Below are 18,465 nucleotides of genomic sequence, written 5' to 3' on the forward strand. Positions count from 1 at the left end.
GAAATCGTTTCCACCCCCACGAGCGCCTTGTTAACAATGAACATGCTTGAAAAAATCCAGTATCAACTGGAACACCTTAGCAAATCCGAGCGAAAAGTGGCTGAAGTCATTCTGGCCGCGCCCGCTCAGGCAATTCATTCAAGCATCGCCGCTCTGGCTCAGGAAGCTGGCGTCAGTGAACCGACGGTCAACCGCTTCTGCCGTAGTCTGGAAACGCGCGGCTTTCCTGATTTTAAACTGCATCTGGCACAAAGTCTGGCGAACGGCACACCCTATGTTAATCGTAATGTGGATGAAGACGACAGCGTAGATGCCTACACGGCGAAAATATTTGAGTCGGCCATGGCCACGCTCGATCACGTTCGCCAAAGTCTGGATATGAGTTCAGTGAACCGCGCGGTGGATTTACTCACCCAGGCCAAGCGAATTGCGTTCTTCGGACTTGGCTCGTCAGCCGCCGTGGCGCACGACGCCATGAATAAATTCTTCCGCTTTAACGTACCGGTTATTTATTCCGATGACATTGTGCTGCAACGCATGAGCTGTATGAATTGCAGTGAGGATGACGTCGTGGTACTGATTTCGCACACTGGCCGCACCAAAAGCCAGGTTGAGCTAGCGCAGCTGGCCCGTGAAAACGATGCCATGGTGATCGCCCTCACCACCGCAGGCACGCCGCTGGCGCGCGAGGCGACGCTCGCCATTACGCTGGATGTCCCTGAGGATACCGACATGTATATGCCGATGGTGTCCCGTCTGGCGCAGCTCACGGTAATCGACGTGCTGGCGACCGGTTTTACCTTACGCCGGGGCGCAAAATTCCGGGATAACTTGAAGCGAGTCAAGGAAGCGCTGAAGGAATCGCGTTTTGATAAAGAATTGCTTATAAAGAGCGATGTTCCCTGAAGTAGATAACGAAGACGTAACCAATAATTACGATGTAATGATTTTCGGCATTCGGTCCCCTCTTTGCTGCCTTGCGGCAGATGAAGGCCGATTCTATGTTCACGCAACACCAAAGTTGTTTCAGTCAACGGAGTATTACATGTCCAGAAGGCTTCGCAGAACCAAGATCGTAACCACCTTAGGCCCGGCCACCGATCGCGATAATAATCTCGAAAAAATTATCGCCGCTGGCGCCAACGTGGTGCGTATGAACTTTTCTCACGGTACGCCAGAAGACCATAAATTGCGTGCCGATAAAGTGCGTGAGATCGCCGCTAAGCTGGGCCGCCACGTCGCAATCCTCGGCGACCTGCAGGGTCCAAAAATTCGTGTATCAACCTTTAAAGAAGGTAAAGTTTTCCTCAATATCGGCGACAAATTCCTGCTGGATGCCAACCTCGGCAAAGGCGAAGGCGACAAAGAGAGAGTCGGGATCGACTATAAAGGCCTGCCGGCTGACGTGGTGCCTGGCGATATCCTGCTACTCGACGACGGTCGCGTCCAGCTGAAGGTTCTGGAAGTTCAGGGGATGAAGGTGTTCACCGAAGTCACCGTCGGCGGCCCGCTCTCCAACAATAAAGGCATCAACAAACTGGGCGGCGGCCTCTCTGCGGAAGCCCTGACCGAGAAAGACAAAGCGGACATCGTAACCGCGGCCCAGATCGGCGTTGACTACCTGGCGGTCTCTTTCCCACGCTGTGGCGAAGATCTGAACTATGCGCGCCGCCTGACCCGCGACGCAGGCTGTGATGCCAAAATCGTCGCTAAGGTTGAACGCGCGGAAGCTGTGTGCGATCAGGATGCCATGGACGATGTGATCCTTGCCTCTGACGTGGTGATGGTTGCCCGTGGCGATCTGGGCGTGGAAATCGGCGACCCTGAGCTGGTCGGTATCCAGAAAGCGCTGATTCGTCGCGCACGTCAGCTGAACCGCGCGGTGATCACCGCCACCCAGATGATGGAATCCATGATCACCAACCCAATGCCAACCCGTGCGGAAGTCATGGACGTGGCTAACGCCGTGCTGGACGGGACCGATGCGGTCATGCTCTCTGCGGAAACCGCGGCGGGCCAGTATCCGGCAGAAACCGTGGCCGCAATGGCGCGCGTCTGCCTGGGCGCGGAGAAGATCCCAAGCATTAACGTCTCCAAGCACCGTCTGGATATCCAGTTCGACAATGTGGAAGAAGCGATTGCAATGTCCGCCATGTACGCGGCCAACCATCTGAAAGGCGTTACGGCGATCATCACCATGACCGAATCTGGCCGCACCGCGCTGATGACCTCTCGCATCAGCTCCGGCCTGCCGATCTTCGCCATGTCACGTCACGAGCGTACGCTGAACCTGACGGCGCTCTACCGCGGTGTGACGCCGGTACATTTCGACAGCACCAATGACGGCGTAGCTGCCGCGCACGATGCCGTAAACCTGCTGCGCGATAAAGGTTACCTGGTGTCCGGTGATATCGTCATCGTGACCCAGGGTGACGTGATGAGCACCATCGGCTCAACCAACACCACTCGCGTACTGACCGTAGAGTAAGATCTGATCCCCTCTCCCCTATGGGGAGAGGGGTGACTGTATTTTATTTCCTCGGGTAGAGCTCTTTACGCTTATAGGGTTCCGTCTCTCCCGGCTTCCGCGTTTTCAGCAGCTTCAGTATCCACGTGTACTGTTCGGTATGCGGCCCCACCAGCAGTTCCACCTCTTCATTCATACGACGTGCGATGGTGCGATCGTCCGCAGTCAGCAAATCGTCCATAGGCGGACGGACTTCAATGCTCAGACGATGCGTTTTACCGTCGTAAACCGGGAAGAGCGGGATCACGCGAGCGCGACAGACCTTCATCAGGCGGCCAATCGCGGGGAGCGTTGCTTTGTAGGTAGCGAAGAAGTCGACAAACTCGCTATGCTCGGGTCCGTGGTCCTGATCCGGCAGATAGTAGCCCCAGTACCCCTGACGTACGGACTGAATAAACGGCTTAATACCATCGTTTCGCGCATGCAAACGTCCGCCAAAACGACGGCGTACGGTATTCCAGACAAAATCGTAGATTTTATTGCCCTGGTTATGGAACATGGCCGCCATCTTTTGGCCCTGAGAGGCCATCAGCATCGCCGGAATGTCGACGCCCCAACCGTGAGGAACGAGGAAAATCACCTTTTCGTCATTGCGACGCATTTCGTCGATGATTTCCAGCCCTTTCCAGTCAACGCGCTCGATGATTTTTTCCGGACCTTTCAGAGCCAGCTCCGCCATCATCGCCATGGCCTGCGGTGCGGTGGTGTACATCGCATCGATGATGGCCTCGCGCTCGGCATCGCTTTTTTCAGGAAAACAGTAATAGAGGTTGATCTGCGCACGACGACGCGCGCTTTTACCTATACGTCCGGCCAGACGGCCAATTTTCCCCAGAACAGGATCGCGCAGTGCGGCAGGCAGCATAGCGATGCCCGCAAAGGTGTAAACCCCCAGCCAGGCGCCCCAGTTGCGCGGGTGGCGAAAGGATTTTTCAAACTCAGGAATGTATTCAATATTATTTTTTTTTGTTTCCATGCTGGTTCCAGGGTCTGGTGACGCAAAAAATTATTCAGATAGTGTAGCGAGGCAGTCGCCCACGCACAAAAGAAAAAGCCGGTGCATACTGACACCGGCTTTTTTCACACAACAAAGGCTTAGTTTAAGCTCAGCTGCGGTATCACCTCTTTCGCCTGCGCCAGGTAATCGGAGCGATCTTTACCTGTCAGGCCTTCGGTGCGCGGCAGTTTCGCCGTCAGCGGGTTCACGGCTTGCTGGTTGATCCACACTTCATAGTGCAGGTGTGGGCCGGTAGAGCGTCCGGTGTTGCCGGAAAGCGCGATACGGTCGCCGCGTTTCACTTTCTGGCCCGGTTTGACCAGAAGTTTACGCAGGTGCATATAGCGGGTGGTATAGGTACGACCGTGACGGATAGCCACGTAGTAACCCGCTGCACCGCTGCGTTTTGCCATTACCACTTCACCATCTCCCACCGACAGCACGGGCGTACCCTGCGGCATCGCGAAGTCTACCCCGCGGTGTGGCGCAACGCGCCCGGTAACCGGGTTCAGACGACGCGGGTTGAAGTTAGAAGAGACACGGAACTGTTTCGCCGTCGGGAAACGCAGGAAGCCCTTCGCAAGTCCCGTACCGCTGCGGTCATAGAACTTGCCGTCTTCAGCGCGAATAGCGTAGTAATCTTTGCCTTCAGAGCGCAAACGCACGCCCAGCAGCTGGCTTTGCTCGCGCTTGCCGTCCAGCATTTCGCGGGACATCAGGACGGAGAACTCATCGCCTTTCTTCAGCTTGCGGAAGTCCATCTGCCACTGCATGGCTTTGATCACCGCGCTGATTTCAGCGCTGGTCAGGCCGGCATCACGGGCGCTGGAAACAAAGCTTCCGCCCACAGTACCTTTCATCACGCTGTTCACCCAGTCGCCCTTCTGCAGTTCACTGGTCATTTTGAAACCGTTTGCAGTGCGATCGTAGGTGCGGGTTTCGCGGCGGGACATTTCCCAGGTCAAACGCTGGAGATCACCATCCGCCGTTAATGTCCAGGAGAGCTGTTGCCCGATTTTCAGGTTACGCAGGTCTTTATCCGCAGCCGCCAGCTGGCTGATATTGCCCATGTCGATACCGTACTGGTTGAGCACACTGCTCAGCGTGTCACCGGTAGAGACAACGTATTCGTGGATCCCCGCTTCGTTCTCGGTTTTATCGTCCAGCTCATCCTGCGGGATGGCTTCATCTTCCTGAGCGGCCTGGTCGATAGGCTCGCTGGCTTCAGGCAGCAAAGAACGAATTTCGCTCTTTTCAAGCTCGATGGTCTTAATGATAGGGGCAGAACTCGGGTGGTAAACATAGGGCCGCCAGACGGCGACCGCTAAAGTGAGAACTGTAAGCGACCCCAGCATAACGCGGTGGGGTCGAGGCAGATTGTTAAATGCCAGGGCGACAGAGCGGGCTATCTGTTGCACGTATTCACTTCCTCGTTAATCTCCTTTCAGGCAGCTCGCATACTGGTTCGCCAGTTGGCTGAGGAACTGCGAATAGCTCGCTTTGCTCAACTGGATGTTCGTACCTAGCGGGTCAAGGGTTCCCATGCGCACGGATGTTCCCCTGGCCACGGCTTCTACGACCGCTGGCCTGAACTGTGGCTCAGCAAAAACGCACGTTGCTTTTTGCTCAACCAGCTGTGTTCTGATTTCATGTAAACGCTGCGCACCAGGTTGAATTTCAGGGTTGACGGTAAAGTGCCCAAGCGGGGTCAAACCATAGTGTTTTTCGTAGTAGCCGTAGGCGTCATGAAAAACGAAATACCCTTTTCCTTTCAACGGTGCGAGCTCATTACCCACCTGCTTATCGGTTGCGGCTAATTGTGCCTCAAAATCCTTCAGGTTGGCGTCTAGTTTGGCTCGACTTTGCGGCATAAGTTCCACTAATTTGTCATGGATTGCAACCGCTGAAAGCCGCGCTATCTCTGGGGAAAGCCAGAGATGCATGTTGTACTCGCCGTGATGGTGATCGCCATCACCTTTTTCACCCTCTGCAGCGTGATGATCGTGTTCGTCACCGTCGTCATCCGCCCCTTTCATGAGCAGCGGTTTCACGCCGGAAAGCCCGGCAATCGCGACCTGTTTTTCGCCTGGAATCTGTTTGGCCGATTTCTGCATAAACGCTTCCATCTCCGGACCAATCCAGACAACTAAGTCCGCGTTTTGCAAGCGTTTTACATCTGACGGGCGTAAGGAATAGTCATGCTCGGATGCACCATCCGGGAGCAGAACCTGGGTTTCCGTTACGCCATCGGCAATGGCCGATGCGATGAATCCAAGCGGTTTAAGCGAAGCGACAACGGCAGCGTTAACATCTTGTGCGGTTGTTCCCCAAAGGGCAGCGGATAATGCTGCGAAAAGAAGCGTATTTTTATGTAACATAATGCGACTAATCATCGTAGTGAATGCGTGGAATGTGATATTATAACATCCGTTGACTTCTTCAAGCTTAAATTGACATGACGACACTGGTTTCTCTCGATAATATTTCGGTCTCATTCGGCCAGCGCCGCGTCCTCTCTGACGTATCGCTGGATCTCAAGCCCGGCAAAATTTTAACGCTGCTCGGCCCCAATGGCGCTGGTAAATCCACTCTGGTACGTGTGGTGCTGGGTCTGGTAACACCGGACGAAGGTGTGATTACGCGCGAGGAAAAATTGCGGATCGGCTACGTGCCGCAAAAATTACACCTGGACGCCACCCTGCCGCTGACGGTAAGTCGCTTTCTGCGCCTGCGCCCCGGCACGCGTAAAGCCGATATTCTCCCGGCGTTGAAACGCGTGCAGGCGGGCCATCTTATCGACGCACCGCTGCAAAAGCTGTCCGGCGGTGAGACGCAGCGCGTTTTGCTGGCCCGTGCGCTGCTGAGCAGCCCGCAGCTGCTGGTGCTTGATGAGCCAACCCAGGGTGTGGACGTTAATGGTCAGGTCGCGCTTTATGATTTGATCGACCAGCTGCGTCGCGAACTGAACTGCGCCGTGCTGATGGTCTCCCACGATCTCCATCTTGTGATGGCGAAAACGGACGAAGTGCTGTGCCTTAACCATCATATTTGCTGCTCCGGCACGCCTGAAGTGGTCTCGATGCACCCGGAATTTATCTCCATGTTTGGCCCTCGCGGCGCTGAACAGCTGGGTATTTACCGTCATCATCATAATCACCGCCATGATTTACAGGGACGAATTGTCCTGCGCCGGGGAAATGGACACTCATGATTGAACTATTACTGCCCGGCTGGCTGGCCGGGATTATGCTTGCCTGCGCCGCGGGTCCACTCGGCTCGTTTGTGGTATGGCGCAGAATGTCCTATTTCGGGGATACCCTCGCGCACGCCTCCCTGCTGGGCGTGGCTTTTGGTTTACTGCTGGACGTTAATCCCTTCTACGCGGTGATTGTTGTCACCCTGCTGCTGGCAGCCGGGCTGGTCTGGCTGGAGAAACGTCCGCACCTCGCCATTGATACGCTGCTTGGCATCATGGCCCACAGCGCGCTCTCGCTGGGTCTGGTGGTGGTAAGCCTGATGTCGAATATCCGCGTCGACCTGATGGCCTATCTGTTTGGCGATCTGCTTGCCGTGACGCCGGAAGATTTAATTTCCATCGCCATCGGGGTGGTGGTGGTACTCGGTATTCTGCTCTGGCAGTGGCGTAACCTGCTGGCAATGACCGTCAGCCCGGACCTGGCCTTCGTCGACGGCGTGAAGCTGCAGCGGGTTAAGCTGCTGCTGATGCTGGTGACGGCATTAACCATCGGCGTGGCGATGAAGTTTGTCGGGGCGCTGATTATTACGTCGCTGCTGATTATCCCTGCCGCCACGGCACGTCGTTTTGCCCGCACGCCGGAGCAGATGGCCGGCGTGGCCGTGATTATCGGGATGATTGCGGTAACGGGCGGGTTAACCTTTTCGGCATTCTATGACACGCCTGCGGGGCCGTCGGTGGTGTTGTGTGCGGCGGTGTTGTTTATTTTTAGTATGATGAAAAAACAACCGAATGCCTGAATAAGCGATTACCACCACCACAGAGGGTGGCGTTTCGCTTCATGTGCTGTGATCAACACATGGCGAAACTTCCACCCGCAGGAGTGCGCCCATGTCGGGCGCACACGTAAATAAGCACCGATGAAATTATCGGTGCTTATTTTATTTATTGGTACAAGTTGCTAAATACAATTTGGCGCCAGGGACGTTTATACCGCCTTCAATATCAAGACATTTCTCATGACCATCATAATCAGCTGTTATCATCTGTCCGTTAACATGGTTCCAATGAGGCGCGGAAGTGTCATTTTGGACTAAATATATTTTATTATCTATTGGTCCGAACGCATAATATGGATGTTCATCCAGTATCAGAGTCCCACCAAGAGCGAAATTGGCCTCACGTATATTCTGCATATCTGGATTAGAACCACACTCTTCCATCGTCGCCTGCTCCAGGCCAACGCCAGTCATACACAGTTTTTGTCCGTTACTGGTATTTTCAAGTCTCTGATCTACCATTTTCCATGTTTGGGTTCCTGAAATAGCGGCATTCGCTACGCCAGATATAGCCGCCATAGTCAGAGCGGCAATAGATATTGCCTTCATTAATTTCATTTTGTTATTCCTGATAGGGTAAATTAAATTCATTTATAGCTAGGGTATCGCTATAAATTCATAGTAGATAAAATGAGTGAATTATCTCAAATGATATGGATGATAAATTTATCCAAAATAATATTGATGGGAAAATCGGATGAGGTGAATAATCGGTCAGCGTCGCAGGCGGAATTTAACATCCGCCTGCTCATCGTTACGGCATTGCCGGTGGGGTGATACCAAAATGATTCCAAGCCCGCACCGTCGCCATTCGACCACGCGGCGTGCGCTGCAGAAAGCCCTGCTGGATCAGATACGGCTCCAGCACATCTTCAATCGTCTCACGCTCTTCACCGATCGCCGCCGCCAGGTTATCCAGGCCAACCGGGCCACCAAAGAACTTATCCAGCACCGCCAGCAGCAACTTGCGGTCCATATAGTCAAAGCCTTCGGCATCGACGTTAAGCATATCCAGCGCCTGGGCGGCAATCTCTGCCGAAATGGTGCCATCATGCTTCACTTCGGCAAAGTCACGCACGCGACGCAGCAGGCGGTTGGCGATACGCGGCGTCCCGCGCGAACGCTTCGCCACTTCAAAAGCGCCCTCTTCGCTCATATCCAGCCCCATATAGCGCGCGCTACGGCCAACGATATGCTGCAGGTCCGGCACCTGATAAAACTCCAGACGCTGAACGATACCGAAGCGGTCACGCAGCGGAGAGGTTAACGACCCGGCACGGGTCGTTGCGCCAATCAGGGTAAACGGAGGAAGATCGATTTTGATAGAGCGCGCGGCCGGGCCTTCGCCAATCATGATATCCAGCTGGTAATCTTCCATCGCCGGATAGAGCACCTCTTCCACTACCGGAGACAGGCGGTGGATTTCGTCGATAAACAGCACGTCATGCGGTTCAAGGTTGGTCAGCATCGCCGCCAGATCGCCCGCTTTCTCCAGCACCGGGCCGGAGGTGGTGCGCAGATTAACGCCCATTTCGTTGGCGACGATATTCGCCAGGGTGGTTTTCCCTAACCCCGGCGGGCCAAAAATCAGCAGGTGATCGAGTGCATCGCCGCGCAGCTTTGCCGCCTGGATGAAAATCTCCATCTGGGAACGTACCTGCGGCTGGCCGATATACTCATCAAGCAGCTTAGGGCGGATCGCGCGATCCACCACGTCTTCTGCCTGAAGGGTGCCTGCCGATACCAGGCGATCTGCTTCAATCATCCTTTACCTCACAATGCTGCGCGCAGCGCTTCACGAATCAGGGTTTCACTGCTGGCATCCGGTTTGGCAATTTTGCTCACCATGCGGCTGGCCTCCTGAGGTTTATAGCCCAGCGCCACCAGCGCGGCAACCGCTTCCTGCTCGGCGTCATCATCAGAGGCAGGCGCGCCCGGGGAGGTCAGAACCAAATCGGCCGCCGGGGTGAACAGATCGCCGTGCAGACCTTTAAAGCGGTCTTTCATTTCGACTATCAAACGCTCTGCGGTTTTCTTACCGATACCCGGAAGCTTAATCAGCGCCGCAGGATCTTCGCGCTCAACGGCATTCACAAACTGCTGGGCTGACATACCGGACAAAATCGCCAGCGCCAGCTTCGGCCCGACGCCGTTGGTTTTAATCAGTTCGCGGAACAGGGTGCGTTCCTGCTTGTTGTTGAAGCCGTAGAGCAGCTGAGCATCTTCACGCACCACAAACTGAGTAAAGACAACCGCCTCTTTGCCCGCGTCCGGCAGCTCGTAGAAGCAGGTCATCGGCATATGGACTTCATAGCCCACGCCGCCCACTTCCATCAGCACTAACGGGGGTTGTTTTTCAATGATGATGCCTCTGAGTCTGCCTATCACGTGACGCTCCTGCGTTCTGGAAGAAATTAACTGCCGACATAATAAAAAAAGGCTGGATAAACATCCAGCCTGATTTCTGATTATCGTAACCTGCCTCGCGCCAGGTTGAGCCGCGACTCGCTCATCTGCATCGCGTTCTGGCTGACGTGGCAGTGGGTAATCGCAATCGCCAGCGCATCGGCTGCGTCGGCCTGCGGGTTCGCGGGAAGCTTCAGCAGGGTACGCACCATGTGCTGCACCTGGCTTTTCTCCGCGCTACCAATCCCCACTACCGTCTGCTTAACCTGACGCGCGGCGTACTCGAACACCGGCAAATCCTGGTTTACGGCAGCGACGATGGCGACACCGCGCGCCTGACCCAGCTTTAGCGCTGAATCGGCGTTTTTCGCCATAAAGACCTGCTCGATGGCGAAATAGTCCGGCTGAAACTGGGTGATGATCTCCGACACGCCTGCGTAGATGAGCTTCAGGCGCGACGGCAGATCGTCCACTTTAGTACGAATACAGCCACTGCCGAGGTAGGTTAGCTGGCGTCCCACCTGACGGATAACGCCATAGCCGGTGACGCGCGAGCCGGGGTCAATCCCGAGGATAATCGACATCACGCGTCTCCCGTAAACGGTTTACAGGCTCTCATCAGAGAGTCGCTGCAACCTCATCAGAGATTTCACCGTTATGGTACACTTCCTGCACGTCGTCGCAGTCTTCGAGCATGTCGATCAGACGCAGCAGTTTCGGTGCGGTTTCCGCATCCATGTCCGCTTTGGTAGACGGGATCATTGAGACTTCAGCGTTGTCCGCTTTCAGGCCCGCGGCTTCCAGCGCATCGCGCACGGCGCCCATCTCTTCCCAGGCGGTGTAAACGTCAATGGCGCCATCATCGTAGGTCACCACGTCTTCCGCACCCGCTTCCAGCGCAGCTTCCATGATCGCATCTTCGTCGCCTTTCTCGAAGGAGATGACGCCTTTTTTGCTGAACAGGTAAGCTACAGAACCGTCAGTGCCCAGGTTGCCACCGGTTTTGGTGAACGCATGGCGCACTTCCGCAACGGTACGGTTACGGTTGTCGGACAGACACTCAACCATCACCGCAGTACCGCCAGGGCCGTAACCTTCATAAATGATGGTTTCCATGTTCGCGTCTTCATCACCGCCGACGCCACGTGCGATAGCACGGTTCAGGGTGTCACGCGTCATGTTGTTAGACAGCGCTTTATCCACCGCAGCGCGTAGACGCGGGTTAGAAGCCGGATCGCCGCCGCCCAGACGCGCCGCTGTCACCAGCTCGCGAATAATTTTGGTAAAGATCTTACCGCGCTTGGCATCCTGTGCCGCTTTGCGGTGCTTGGTGTTGGCCCACTTACTATGACCTGCCATAAAAAGTTCTCCAAAAATCGCGCCTTCTCAGGCCGCGTTAATTACAAATTCTTCAATCGCCTGCCGGTTGCTCCACGACTTGGTCAGCGCGGCGGCATCCGCCGCATCTACCCAGCGGTAGTTCAGGTGTTCGGTAAACACGATCTCCCGCTCATGGGGGAGCGCGAGACAGAACCACGACTCCGTATTGCGCTCAATGCCCGGCGCATAGCGATGACGTAAATGGCTAAAAATTTCAAACTCCACCGTGCGCTGACAGTCCTTCAGGGTCAGTTGCTCATGAGCAACATCAATGGTGACCTCTTCCTTTACTTCACGCGCGGCGGCCTGCGGCGCGGTCTCCCCCTCTTCCAGGCTGCCGGTAACCGACTGCCAGAAATCAGGATCGTCACGCCGCTGCAACATCAGCACCCGCTTCGTGTCTTCTGCATAAATGACCACCAGGACAGAAACGGGAAGCTTATATGCCATATCAGTTTTTCTCTTCCTTCTTCACCACTTCAATGCCCAGCTCGGCCAGCGCAGCCGGGTTGGCAAAGCTTGGCGCTTCGGTCATCAGACACGCTGCGGCAGTGGTTTTCGGGAAGGCAATAACATCACGAATGTTATCGGTGCCGGTCAGCAGCATGGTCAGACGGTCGAGACCGAAGGCCAGGCCCGCGTGCGGCGGCGTGCCGTATTTTAGGGCGTCCAGCAGGAAGCCGAACTTCTCGCGCTGTTCCTGCTCGTTAATGCCCAGAATGCCGAACACGGTCTGCTGCATGTCACCGCTGTGAATACGCACGGAACCGCCGCCCACTTCGTAGCCGTTGATAACCATGTCGTAGGCATTCGCAACCGCGTCTTCCGGAGCCGCTTTCAGCTCTGCCGCCGTCATGTCTTTCGGCGAGGTGAACGGGTGGTGCATCGCGGTCAGGCCGCCTTCACCGTCGTCTTCAAACATTGGGAAGTCGATAACCCACAGCGGCGCCCATTTAGTTTCGTCGGTCAGGTTCAGGTCTTTGCCGAGTTTCAGACGCAGCGCGCCCATCGCATCCGCAACGACTTTCTTGTTGTCTGCGCCGAAGAAGATCATGTCGCCATCCTGCGCGCCGGTGCGCTCAAGGATCGCTTCCACGATGTCCGCGTTCAGGAACTTCGCCACCGGGCTGGTGATCCCTTCCAGACCTTTCGCACGCTCGGTCACTTTAATATAGGCCAGACCTTTCGCGCCGTAGATCTTAATAAAGTTGCCGTAGTCATCAATCTGCTTACGGCTCAGCGCCGCACCGCCCGGTACGCGCAGGGCCGCCACGCGGCCTTTCGGATCGTTAGCCGGGCCCGCGAATACCGCGAACTCAACGGCTTTCACCAGATCAGCCACGTCCACCAACTCCATCGGGTTACGCAGGTCTGGTTTGTCGGAGCCGTAGCGACGTTCCGCTTCGGCGAAGGTCATAATCGGGAAATCGCCCAGCTCAACGCCTTTCACGTCGTTCCAGAGGCTACGCACCAGCGCTTCCATCACCTCACGCACCTGTTCGGCGGTCATGAAGGAGGTTTCCACGTCGATCTGGGTAAATTCGGGCTGACGGTCAGCGCGCAGGTCTTCGTCGCGGAAGCACTTAACGATTTGATAGTAGCGATCGAAGCCGGACATCATCAGCAGCTGTTTGAACAGCTGCGGTGACTGCGGCAGCGCGTAGAATTTGCCTTTATGAACGCGGGATGGCACCAGGTAATCGCGCGCGCCTTCCGGCGTGGCTTTGGTCAGCATCGGGGTTTCGATATCGAGGAAACCGTGGTCATCCATAAAGCGACGCACCAGGCTGGTAATTTTCGCACGGGTTTTCAGGCGCTGGGCCATTTCCGGACGACGCAGATCCAGGTAGCGGTATTTCAAACGCGCTTCTTCAGTGTTGACGTGGTTGGAATCCAGCGGCAGCGCTTCGGCACGGTTGATGATAACCAGATCGGACGCCAGCACTTCGATGGCCCCCGTCGCCATGTCTGCGTTAACATTTTTCTCGTCACGCGCACGCACGGTGCCGGTGACCTGAATGCAGAACTCATTACGCAGCTCGGAGGCCAGCTTCAGCGCTTCGGCGCGATCCGGGTCGAAGAACACCTGAACGATACCTTCACGGTCGCGCATATCGATGAAGATAAGGCTACCAAGATCACGACGACGGTTGACCCAACCACACAGGGTAACCTGCTGTCCGACGTGGGACTGACGCAGCTGCCCGCAATATTCTGTACGCATGAGATATCCCTTAATTAGCCGCAGGCTAAATGTCGCCTGGTATGCAGGCTACTATGTCGCAGCTTTCTGTATGTCACAACTGGATGAAAAAAGGCGGCTATTATACTGGAAATTCCGCCGGACGATAAGAGCGAACCACCGCCAGACGGTCGTTTGCTGCACTCTTATTGCGCATTCTCACAAAAATTAACAAAATTATCCGACCGATAACAGGTCATCACGTCGTAAGGTGTTACGGAAGTGATTAATTTACCTGGAGTGACGATGTTAACACTTGATGCCCGCAAAACCGCGCTTGTGGTGATTGATTTACAGGAAGGGATCCTCCCCTTTGCCGGTGGCCCGCACGCTGCGGATGATGTGGTCAGCCGCGCCGCTCGCCTGGCCGAGAAATGCCGCGCCAGCGGTGCCCCTGTAGTCATGGTGCGCGTCGGCTGGTCCGCTGATTTCGCCGAGGCGTTAAAACAGCCCGTTGATGCCCAGGCGCCCGCGCATGCCCTGCCGGATAACTGGTGGACGTACCCGGTGTCGCTGGGCAAACGCGACAGCGATATCGAAGTGACCAAACGTCAGTGGGGCGCCTTCTACGGGACCGATCTGGAGCTGCAGCTCCGCCGTCGCGGTATCGACACCATTATTCTGTGCGGCATTTCCACCAACATCGGCGTGGAATCGACCGCCCGTAACGCCTGGGAGCTGGGCTTTAACCTGGTGATTGCCGAAGATGCCTGCAGCGCGGCCTCCGCAGAACAGCATCGGGGCAGCATGACCCACATCTTCCCGCGCATCGGACGCGTGCGCAGTACGGATGAGATTTTAAGCGCGCTATGATGTACGTGGGCCTTCCCCAGTGGTCGCACCCGAAATGGGTGCGCCTGGGCATCACCAGCCTTGAAGAGTATGCCCGACACTTCAACTGCGTCGAGGGTAATACCACCCTGTATGCGCTTCCCAAAGCCGAGATTGTCGAACGCTGGCGAGAGCAAACGACCGACGATTTCCGTTTCTGTTTTAAGTTTCCGGCGACCATTTCCCACCAGGCCGCGCTGCGAAACTGTGGGGACTTAACGGAAGAGTTTTTCACGCGCATGTCGCCGCTGGCGAACCGCATTGGGCAATACTGGCTCCAGCTTCCCGCCACGTTTGCCCCGCGCGACCTGCCTGCGCTCTGGCAGTTCCTGGATGCCCTGCCCGGTGAATTCACCTACGGCGTGGAAGTCCGACACCAGGACTTCTTTGCGAAGGGCGAAGCAGAAAGAGCGCTCAACCGCGGCCTGCTTGAACGTTCCGTTAACCGTGTGATCCTCGATAGCCGCCCGGTGCACAGCGCGGTACCGCATAACGAGGCGATCGTTGAAGCTCAGCGTAAAAAACCGAAAGTACCGGTCCACGCCATCGTGACCGCGCAGAATCCGATGGTTCGGTTCATCGGCAGCGATAACATGGAGCAAAATCAGGCGATGTTCGCCGTCTGGCTGCAAAAACTCGCAAACTGGGAACACACCACCACGCCGTACCTCTTTTTACACACGCCGGATATCGCTCAGGCGCCCGAACTGGTCGATGCTCTGTGGCAGGCCTTGCAGGCTGTGGTGCCGTCCGTGGGCAGCGCGCCGTCCATCCCACAACAATCTTCTCTTTTCTGATATCACCCCCTATCATAGTGAAGTGCCATCTGCCAAAAACAGGGAGTTAGTATGGTCAGCGCGCTGTATGCGGTGTTAGGTGCATTACTGCTGATTAAATTTTCATTTGATGTTGTGCGCCTGAGAATGCAGTACCGCGTCTCTTATGGCGACGGCGGTTTCTCCGAACTGCAAAGCGCTATCCGCATTCACGGTAATGCGGTTGAATATATTCCCGTGGCCCTCATCCTGCTGCTGTTTATGGAGATGAATGGCGCGGAAACCTGGATGGTGCATATTTGCGGTCTGCTGCTGATAGCTGGCCGGCTCATGCACTATTATGGCTTTCACCACCGCTTATTCCGCTGGCGTCGTTCCGGCATGAGCGCGACATGGTGTTCGCTTTTGCTGATGGTGCTGGCTAACCTGTGGTATATGCCGTGGGAGTTGGTTTTCTCCCTCCGTTAGCGCACAATACGCCACTTTATTTTTCCCGGATTTTTACGTTATGTCAGATCGCGACACGCTTTTTTCCGCGCCTATCGCCAGCCTGGGCGACTGGACCTTCGATGAACGGGTAGCCGAAGTCTTCCCGGATATGATCCAGCGCTCTGTTCCCGGTTATTCCAATATTATCTCTATGATCGGCATGCTGGCTGAGCGCTTCGTTCAACCCGGCACGCAGGTCTACGACCTGGGCTGCTCGCTCGGCGCGGCAACGCTGTCGGTACGTCGTAACGTTCATCACGAAGGCTGCCGCATCATTGCCGTGGATAACTCCCCGGCCATGGTGGAGCGCTGCCGTCGCCATATTGACGCGTATAAAGCCCCCGTACCGGTGGACGTGGTGGAAGGCGATATCCGTGAGATCGAGATTAACAACGCCTCGATGGTGGTACTGAATTTTACCCTGCAGTTCCTGGTGCCTGAAGACCGTCAGCTGCTGCTGGACAAAATTTATCAGGGGCTGAATCCCGGCGGCGCGCTGGTGCTTTCTGAGAAATTCAGCTTTGAGGATGCCAAAGTAGGCGAGCTGCTGTTCAACATGCACCACGATTTCAAACGGGCGAACGGCTACAGCGAGCTGGAGATCAGCCAGAAGCGCAGCATGCTGGAAAACGTGATGCTGACGGACTCCGTGGAAACCCACAAAGCACGCCTGCAGAAAGCCGGGTTTGAGCACAGCGAACTGTGGTTCCAGTGCTTTAACTTTGGTTCGCTGGTGGCGCTGAAAGCGGGAGATGCGGCATGATTGAATTCAGCAACTTCTATCAGCTGATTGCTAAAAACCATCTTTCCCACTGGCTGGAGACCCTGCCGGCGCAGATTGCCGCCTGGCAGCGCGATCAGCAGCACGGCCTGTTAAAGCAGTGGTCAAATGCCGTGGAGTATCTGCCGGAACTGACACCGCATCGACTCGATCTTCTGCACAGCGTAACCGCCGAGAGCGAAGAGCCGCTCCCGGCCGGGCAGATCAACCGCATCGAAACGCTGATGCGTAATTTAATGCCGTGGCGCAAAGGGCCATTCTCGCTGTACGGCGTGAACATCAATACCGAGTGGCGCTCAGACTGGAAGTGGGATCGCGTACTGCCGCACCTTTCCGACCTGACCGGGCGCACCATCCTGGACGTGGGCTGCGGCAGCGGTTACCACATGTGGCGTATGATTGGCGCGGGAGCCCATCTGGCGGTCGGCATCGACCCGATGCAACTCTTCCTGTGCCAGTTTGAGGCGGTGCGTAAACTGCTGGGCAACGACCAGCGCGCGCATCTGCTGCCGCTGGGTATAGAACAGCTCCCAGCCCTGAAAGCCTTTGATACCGTTTTTTCCATGGGCGTGCTGTATCATCGTCGTTCCCCGCTTGAACACCTGTGGCAGCTCAAAGATCAGTTGGTCAGCGGCGGCGAGCTGGTGCTGGAAACGCTGGTGATCGAAGGCGATGAACATGCGGTTCTGGTGCCGGGCGATCGCTACGCGCAGATGCGCAACGTTTACTTCATCCCGTCCGCACTGGCGCTGAAAAACTGGCTGGAGAAGTGCGGATTTGTGGATGTGCGCATTGCCGATGTCTGCGTTACCTCAATTGAAGAGCAGCGCCGCACCGACTGGATGATCACCGAATCGCTGGAGCAGTTCCTCGACCCGACCGACCACAGCAAAACCATCGAAGGCTATCCGGCCCCGATGCGTGCGGTATTGATTGCGACCAAGCCGTAGCCTTTTAGCCGGGTGGCGGCTACGCCTTACCCGGCCTACTCGTAACACTTTTTCTCCAAAATAGTTCAAGTTGCAGCAAGGCGGCAACGCAGCGAATCCCCGGGAGCTTACATCAGTAAGTGACCGGGGTGAGCGAGGCGGCCAACGCAGTTGCGGCTTGAAATATGAAGGAGAAAAAAAGGCCCCTGTGTAATTGGCAGGGGCCTGGTACAAGCAAGCATCATATTGGGCGACATGATGCGCGGTAAAAATCGGTACGTTGCTACACGTGATGACGCTCAATCAGCGACTTCATTTCCGCAACCGACTCTCCCTCTACGCCGTAGCGTGAATACTCATCCGCTTCAGCATCCGTCGACATTGACAGCCCTGTATTGCGATAACGCATGGGTGAAGGTATCCATTTCCCCGCAGAGCTGTGAAGCTCTTCCACCCCGGCGTTTAAAAACCGTTCCAGATTGCTGGCACGGACTCCCGCACCCGCCATTATTATTGGAACACCGGAATGTGCTTTTAGTTCCGTAATAAATTGCAGTCCTTTTTCAGCCGAAGACTGCTGTCCCGATGTCAGAACGCGCGCCACGCCAAGTTCTCCAAGCGTTTCAAAGGCCTGAAGCGGATCTTTACACATATCAAACGCGCGATGAAAAGTGACGGCCATCCCTTTAGCGGCGTCCATCACCTGGCGCATCCGCGGCAGATCGACGTGACCGTCTTCATCAAGCAGGCCGGTCACCAGACCGGGGAACCCCAGGTCACGAACAAGGGCGATATCTTCAAGCATGGCAGTGAACTCGCCCGGCGTGTAACAAAAATCGCCGCCGCGAGGACGAATAATCGGGTGGACCGGAATGGTGACGGCCTGGCGGGCAGACTTCAATACGCCGTATGAAGGCGTTAATCCCCCTTCTTTCGGGGCCGCGCACAGTTCGATACGGTCAGCTCCCATCTGTTGCGCCGTAAGGGCACACTCCACGCTGTAACAACAAATCTCCAGCAGCGCCATCTACTCCTCCTTAAATCAGCTTAACGCGCCATCATGGCACGCCTC

Annotated in this window: 20 protein-coding genes; 9 read left to right on the top strand and 11 right to left on the bottom strand. The window is 55.8% G+C overall.

The genetic code is table 11. From position 1 onward, the window contains the following. The first annotated feature begins 36 nt into the window (after nucleotides 1–36). Both HBM95_13685 and pyk read left to right on the top strand, forming a co-directional pair. Entirely contained in the window at nucleotides 37–906 is an 870-nt protein-coding gene (locus tag HBM95_13685) for a MurR/RpiR family transcriptional regulator (protein ID NIH43980.1), read from the top strand. 139 nt (nucleotides 907–1,045) lie between these two features. Next, nucleotides 1,046–2,488 carry a pyruvate kinase gene (pyk, locus tag HBM95_13690; protein ID NIH43981.1) on the top strand — a complete coding sequence of 481 codons (1,443 nt, stop codon included), beginning with the start codon at nucleotides 1,046–1,048 and terminating at the stop codon, nucleotides 2,486–2,488. A 43-nt stretch (nucleotides 2,489–2,531) separates the two neighbouring features. Here pyk and lpxM read toward each other — a convergent pair whose 3' ends face one another. The 3 genes from lpxM to znuA all read right to left on the bottom strand — a co-directional run bounded on the left by lpxM (nucleotide 2,532) and on the right by znuA (nucleotide 5,902). Further along, nucleotides 2,532–3,503, bottom strand: a complete 972-nt coding sequence (lpxM, locus tag HBM95_13695; GenBank protein NIH43982.1) for a lauroyl-Kdo(2)-lipid IV(A) myristoyltransferase — start codon at nucleotides 3,501–3,503, stop codon at nucleotides 2,532–2,534. Between the two features lie 119 nt (nucleotides 3,504–3,622). Beyond that, a complete protein-coding gene (mepM, locus tag HBM95_13700; GenBank protein NIH43983.1) occupies nucleotides 3,623–4,942 on the bottom strand; it encodes a murein DD-endopeptidase MepM in 1,320 nt (439 codons plus the stop codon). 15 nt (nucleotides 4,943–4,957) lie between these two features. Beyond that, nucleotides 4,958–5,902, bottom strand: coding sequence for a zinc ABC transporter substrate-binding protein ZnuA (gene znuA / locus HBM95_13705; protein NIH43984.1), 945 nt, complete (start codon nucleotides 5,900–5,902; stop codon nucleotides 4,958–4,960). Nucleotides 5,903–5,979: 77 nt separating this feature from the next. On the opposite strand from znuA, the gene znuC reads away from it, so the two are divergent. Further along, nucleotides 5,980–6,735, top strand: a complete 756-nt coding sequence (znuC, locus tag HBM95_13710) for a zinc ABC transporter ATP-binding protein ZnuC (GenBank protein NIH43985.1) — start codon at nucleotides 5,980–5,982, stop codon at nucleotides 6,733–6,735. Further along, nucleotides 6,732–7,520, top strand: a complete 789-nt coding sequence (gene znuB, locus HBM95_13715; protein NIH43986.1) for a zinc ABC transporter permease subunit ZnuB — start codon at nucleotides 6,732–6,734, stop codon at nucleotides 7,518–7,520. Before znuC ends, znuB begins: the two co-directional genes overlap by 4 nt. Nucleotides 7,521–7,661: 141 nt before the next feature. Here znuB and HBM95_13720 read toward each other — a convergent pair whose 3' ends face one another. The 7 genes from HBM95_13720 to aspS all read right to left on the bottom strand — a co-directional run bounded on the left by HBM95_13720 (nucleotide 7,662) and on the right by aspS (nucleotide 13,569). After that, complete coding sequence (locus HBM95_13720; GenBank protein NIH43987.1) at nucleotides 7,662–8,117, bottom strand: hypothetical protein; 456 nt, start codon at nucleotides 8,115–8,117, stop codon at nucleotides 7,662–7,664. A gap of 196 nt (nucleotides 8,118–8,313) precedes the next feature. Beyond that, nucleotides 8,314–9,324, bottom strand: a complete 1,011-nt coding sequence (gene ruvB / locus HBM95_13725) for a Holliday junction branch migration DNA helicase RuvB (protein NIH43988.1) — start codon at nucleotides 9,322–9,324, stop codon at nucleotides 8,314–8,316. Nucleotides 9,325–9,332: 8 nt separating this feature from the next. After that, the gene (gene ruvA / locus HBM95_13730; protein ID NIH43989.1) at nucleotides 9,333–9,947 is read right to left on the bottom strand and encodes a Holliday junction branch migration protein RuvA; all 615 of its coding nucleotides are present in this window, start codon (nucleotides 9,945–9,947) and stop codon (nucleotides 9,333–9,335) included. Between the two features lie 80 nt (nucleotides 9,948–10,027). After that, the gene (gene ruvC, locus HBM95_13735; protein ID NIH43990.1) at nucleotides 10,028–10,549 is read right to left on the bottom strand and encodes a crossover junction endodeoxyribonuclease RuvC; all 522 of its coding nucleotides are present in this window, start codon (nucleotides 10,547–10,549) and stop codon (nucleotides 10,028–10,030) included. 34 nt (nucleotides 10,550–10,583) lie between these two features. After that, nucleotides 10,584–11,324 (bottom strand): YebC/PmpR family DNA-binding transcriptional regulator, encoded by a 741-nt coding sequence (locus HBM95_13740; GenBank protein ID NIH43991.1) that lies wholly within the window; start codon nucleotides 11,322–11,324, stop codon nucleotides 10,584–10,586. 27 nt (nucleotides 11,325–11,351) lie between these two features. Beyond that, the gene (gene nudB, locus HBM95_13745; GenBank protein NIH43992.1) at nucleotides 11,352–11,795 is read right to left on the bottom strand and encodes a dihydroneopterin triphosphate diphosphatase; all 444 of its coding nucleotides are present in this window, start codon (nucleotides 11,793–11,795) and stop codon (nucleotides 11,352–11,354) included. A gap of 1 nt (nucleotide 11,796) precedes the next feature. Next, nucleotides 11,797–13,569 (bottom strand): aspartate--tRNA ligase, encoded by a 1,773-nt coding sequence (gene aspS, locus HBM95_13750; GenBank protein ID NIH43993.1) that lies wholly within the window; start codon nucleotides 13,567–13,569, stop codon nucleotides 11,797–11,799. Nucleotides 13,570–13,833: 264 nt separating this feature from the next. Here aspS and HBM95_13755 point away from each other — a divergent pair, with 264 nt between their 5' ends. The 5 genes from HBM95_13755 to cmoB are packed head-to-tail and all read left to right on the top strand — an operon-like array spanning nucleotide 13,834 to nucleotide 17,414. After that, complete coding sequence (locus HBM95_13755) at nucleotides 13,834–14,400, top strand: hydrolase (protein NIH43994.1); 567 nt, start codon at nucleotides 13,834–13,836, stop codon at nucleotides 14,398–14,400. Beyond that, nucleotides 14,397–15,215, top strand: a complete 819-nt coding sequence (locus HBM95_13760) for a DUF72 domain-containing protein (GenBank protein NIH43995.1) — start codon at nucleotides 14,397–14,399, stop codon at nucleotides 15,213–15,215. Before HBM95_13755 ends, HBM95_13760 begins: the two co-directional genes overlap by 4 nt. Before the next feature lie 51 nt (nucleotides 15,216–15,266). Then, nucleotides 15,267–15,662 (top strand): hypothetical protein, encoded by a 396-nt coding sequence (locus tag HBM95_13765; GenBank protein NIH43996.1) that lies wholly within the window; start codon nucleotides 15,267–15,269, stop codon nucleotides 15,660–15,662. Nucleotides 15,663–15,702: 40 nt separating this feature from the next. After that, nucleotides 15,703–16,446 carry a carboxy-S-adenosyl-L-methionine synthase CmoA gene (gene cmoA / locus HBM95_13770; protein NIH43997.1) on the top strand — a complete coding sequence of 248 codons (744 nt, stop codon included), beginning with the start codon at nucleotides 15,703–15,705 and terminating at the stop codon, nucleotides 16,444–16,446. After that, complete coding sequence (gene cmoB / locus HBM95_13775; GenBank protein ID NIH43998.1) at nucleotides 16,443–17,414, top strand: tRNA 5-methoxyuridine(34)/uridine 5-oxyacetic acid(34) synthase CmoB; 972 nt, start codon at nucleotides 16,443–16,445, stop codon at nucleotides 17,412–17,414. Before cmoA ends, cmoB begins: the two co-directional genes overlap by 4 nt. A gap of 262 nt (nucleotides 17,415–17,676) precedes the next feature. On the opposite strand, the gene cutC is transcribed toward cmoB, so the two are convergent. Further along, nucleotides 17,677–18,420, bottom strand: coding sequence for a copper homeostasis protein CutC (cutC, locus tag HBM95_13780; GenBank protein NIH43999.1), 744 nt, complete (start codon nucleotides 18,418–18,420; stop codon nucleotides 17,677–17,679). Nucleotides 18,421–18,465: the final 45 nt, after the last annotated feature.

Source organism: Enterobacter asburiae (assembly GCA_011754535.1).
Taxonomy (GTDB): Bacteria; Pseudomonadota; Gammaproteobacteria; order Enterobacterales; family Enterobacteriaceae; genus Enterobacter; species Enterobacter cloacae_N.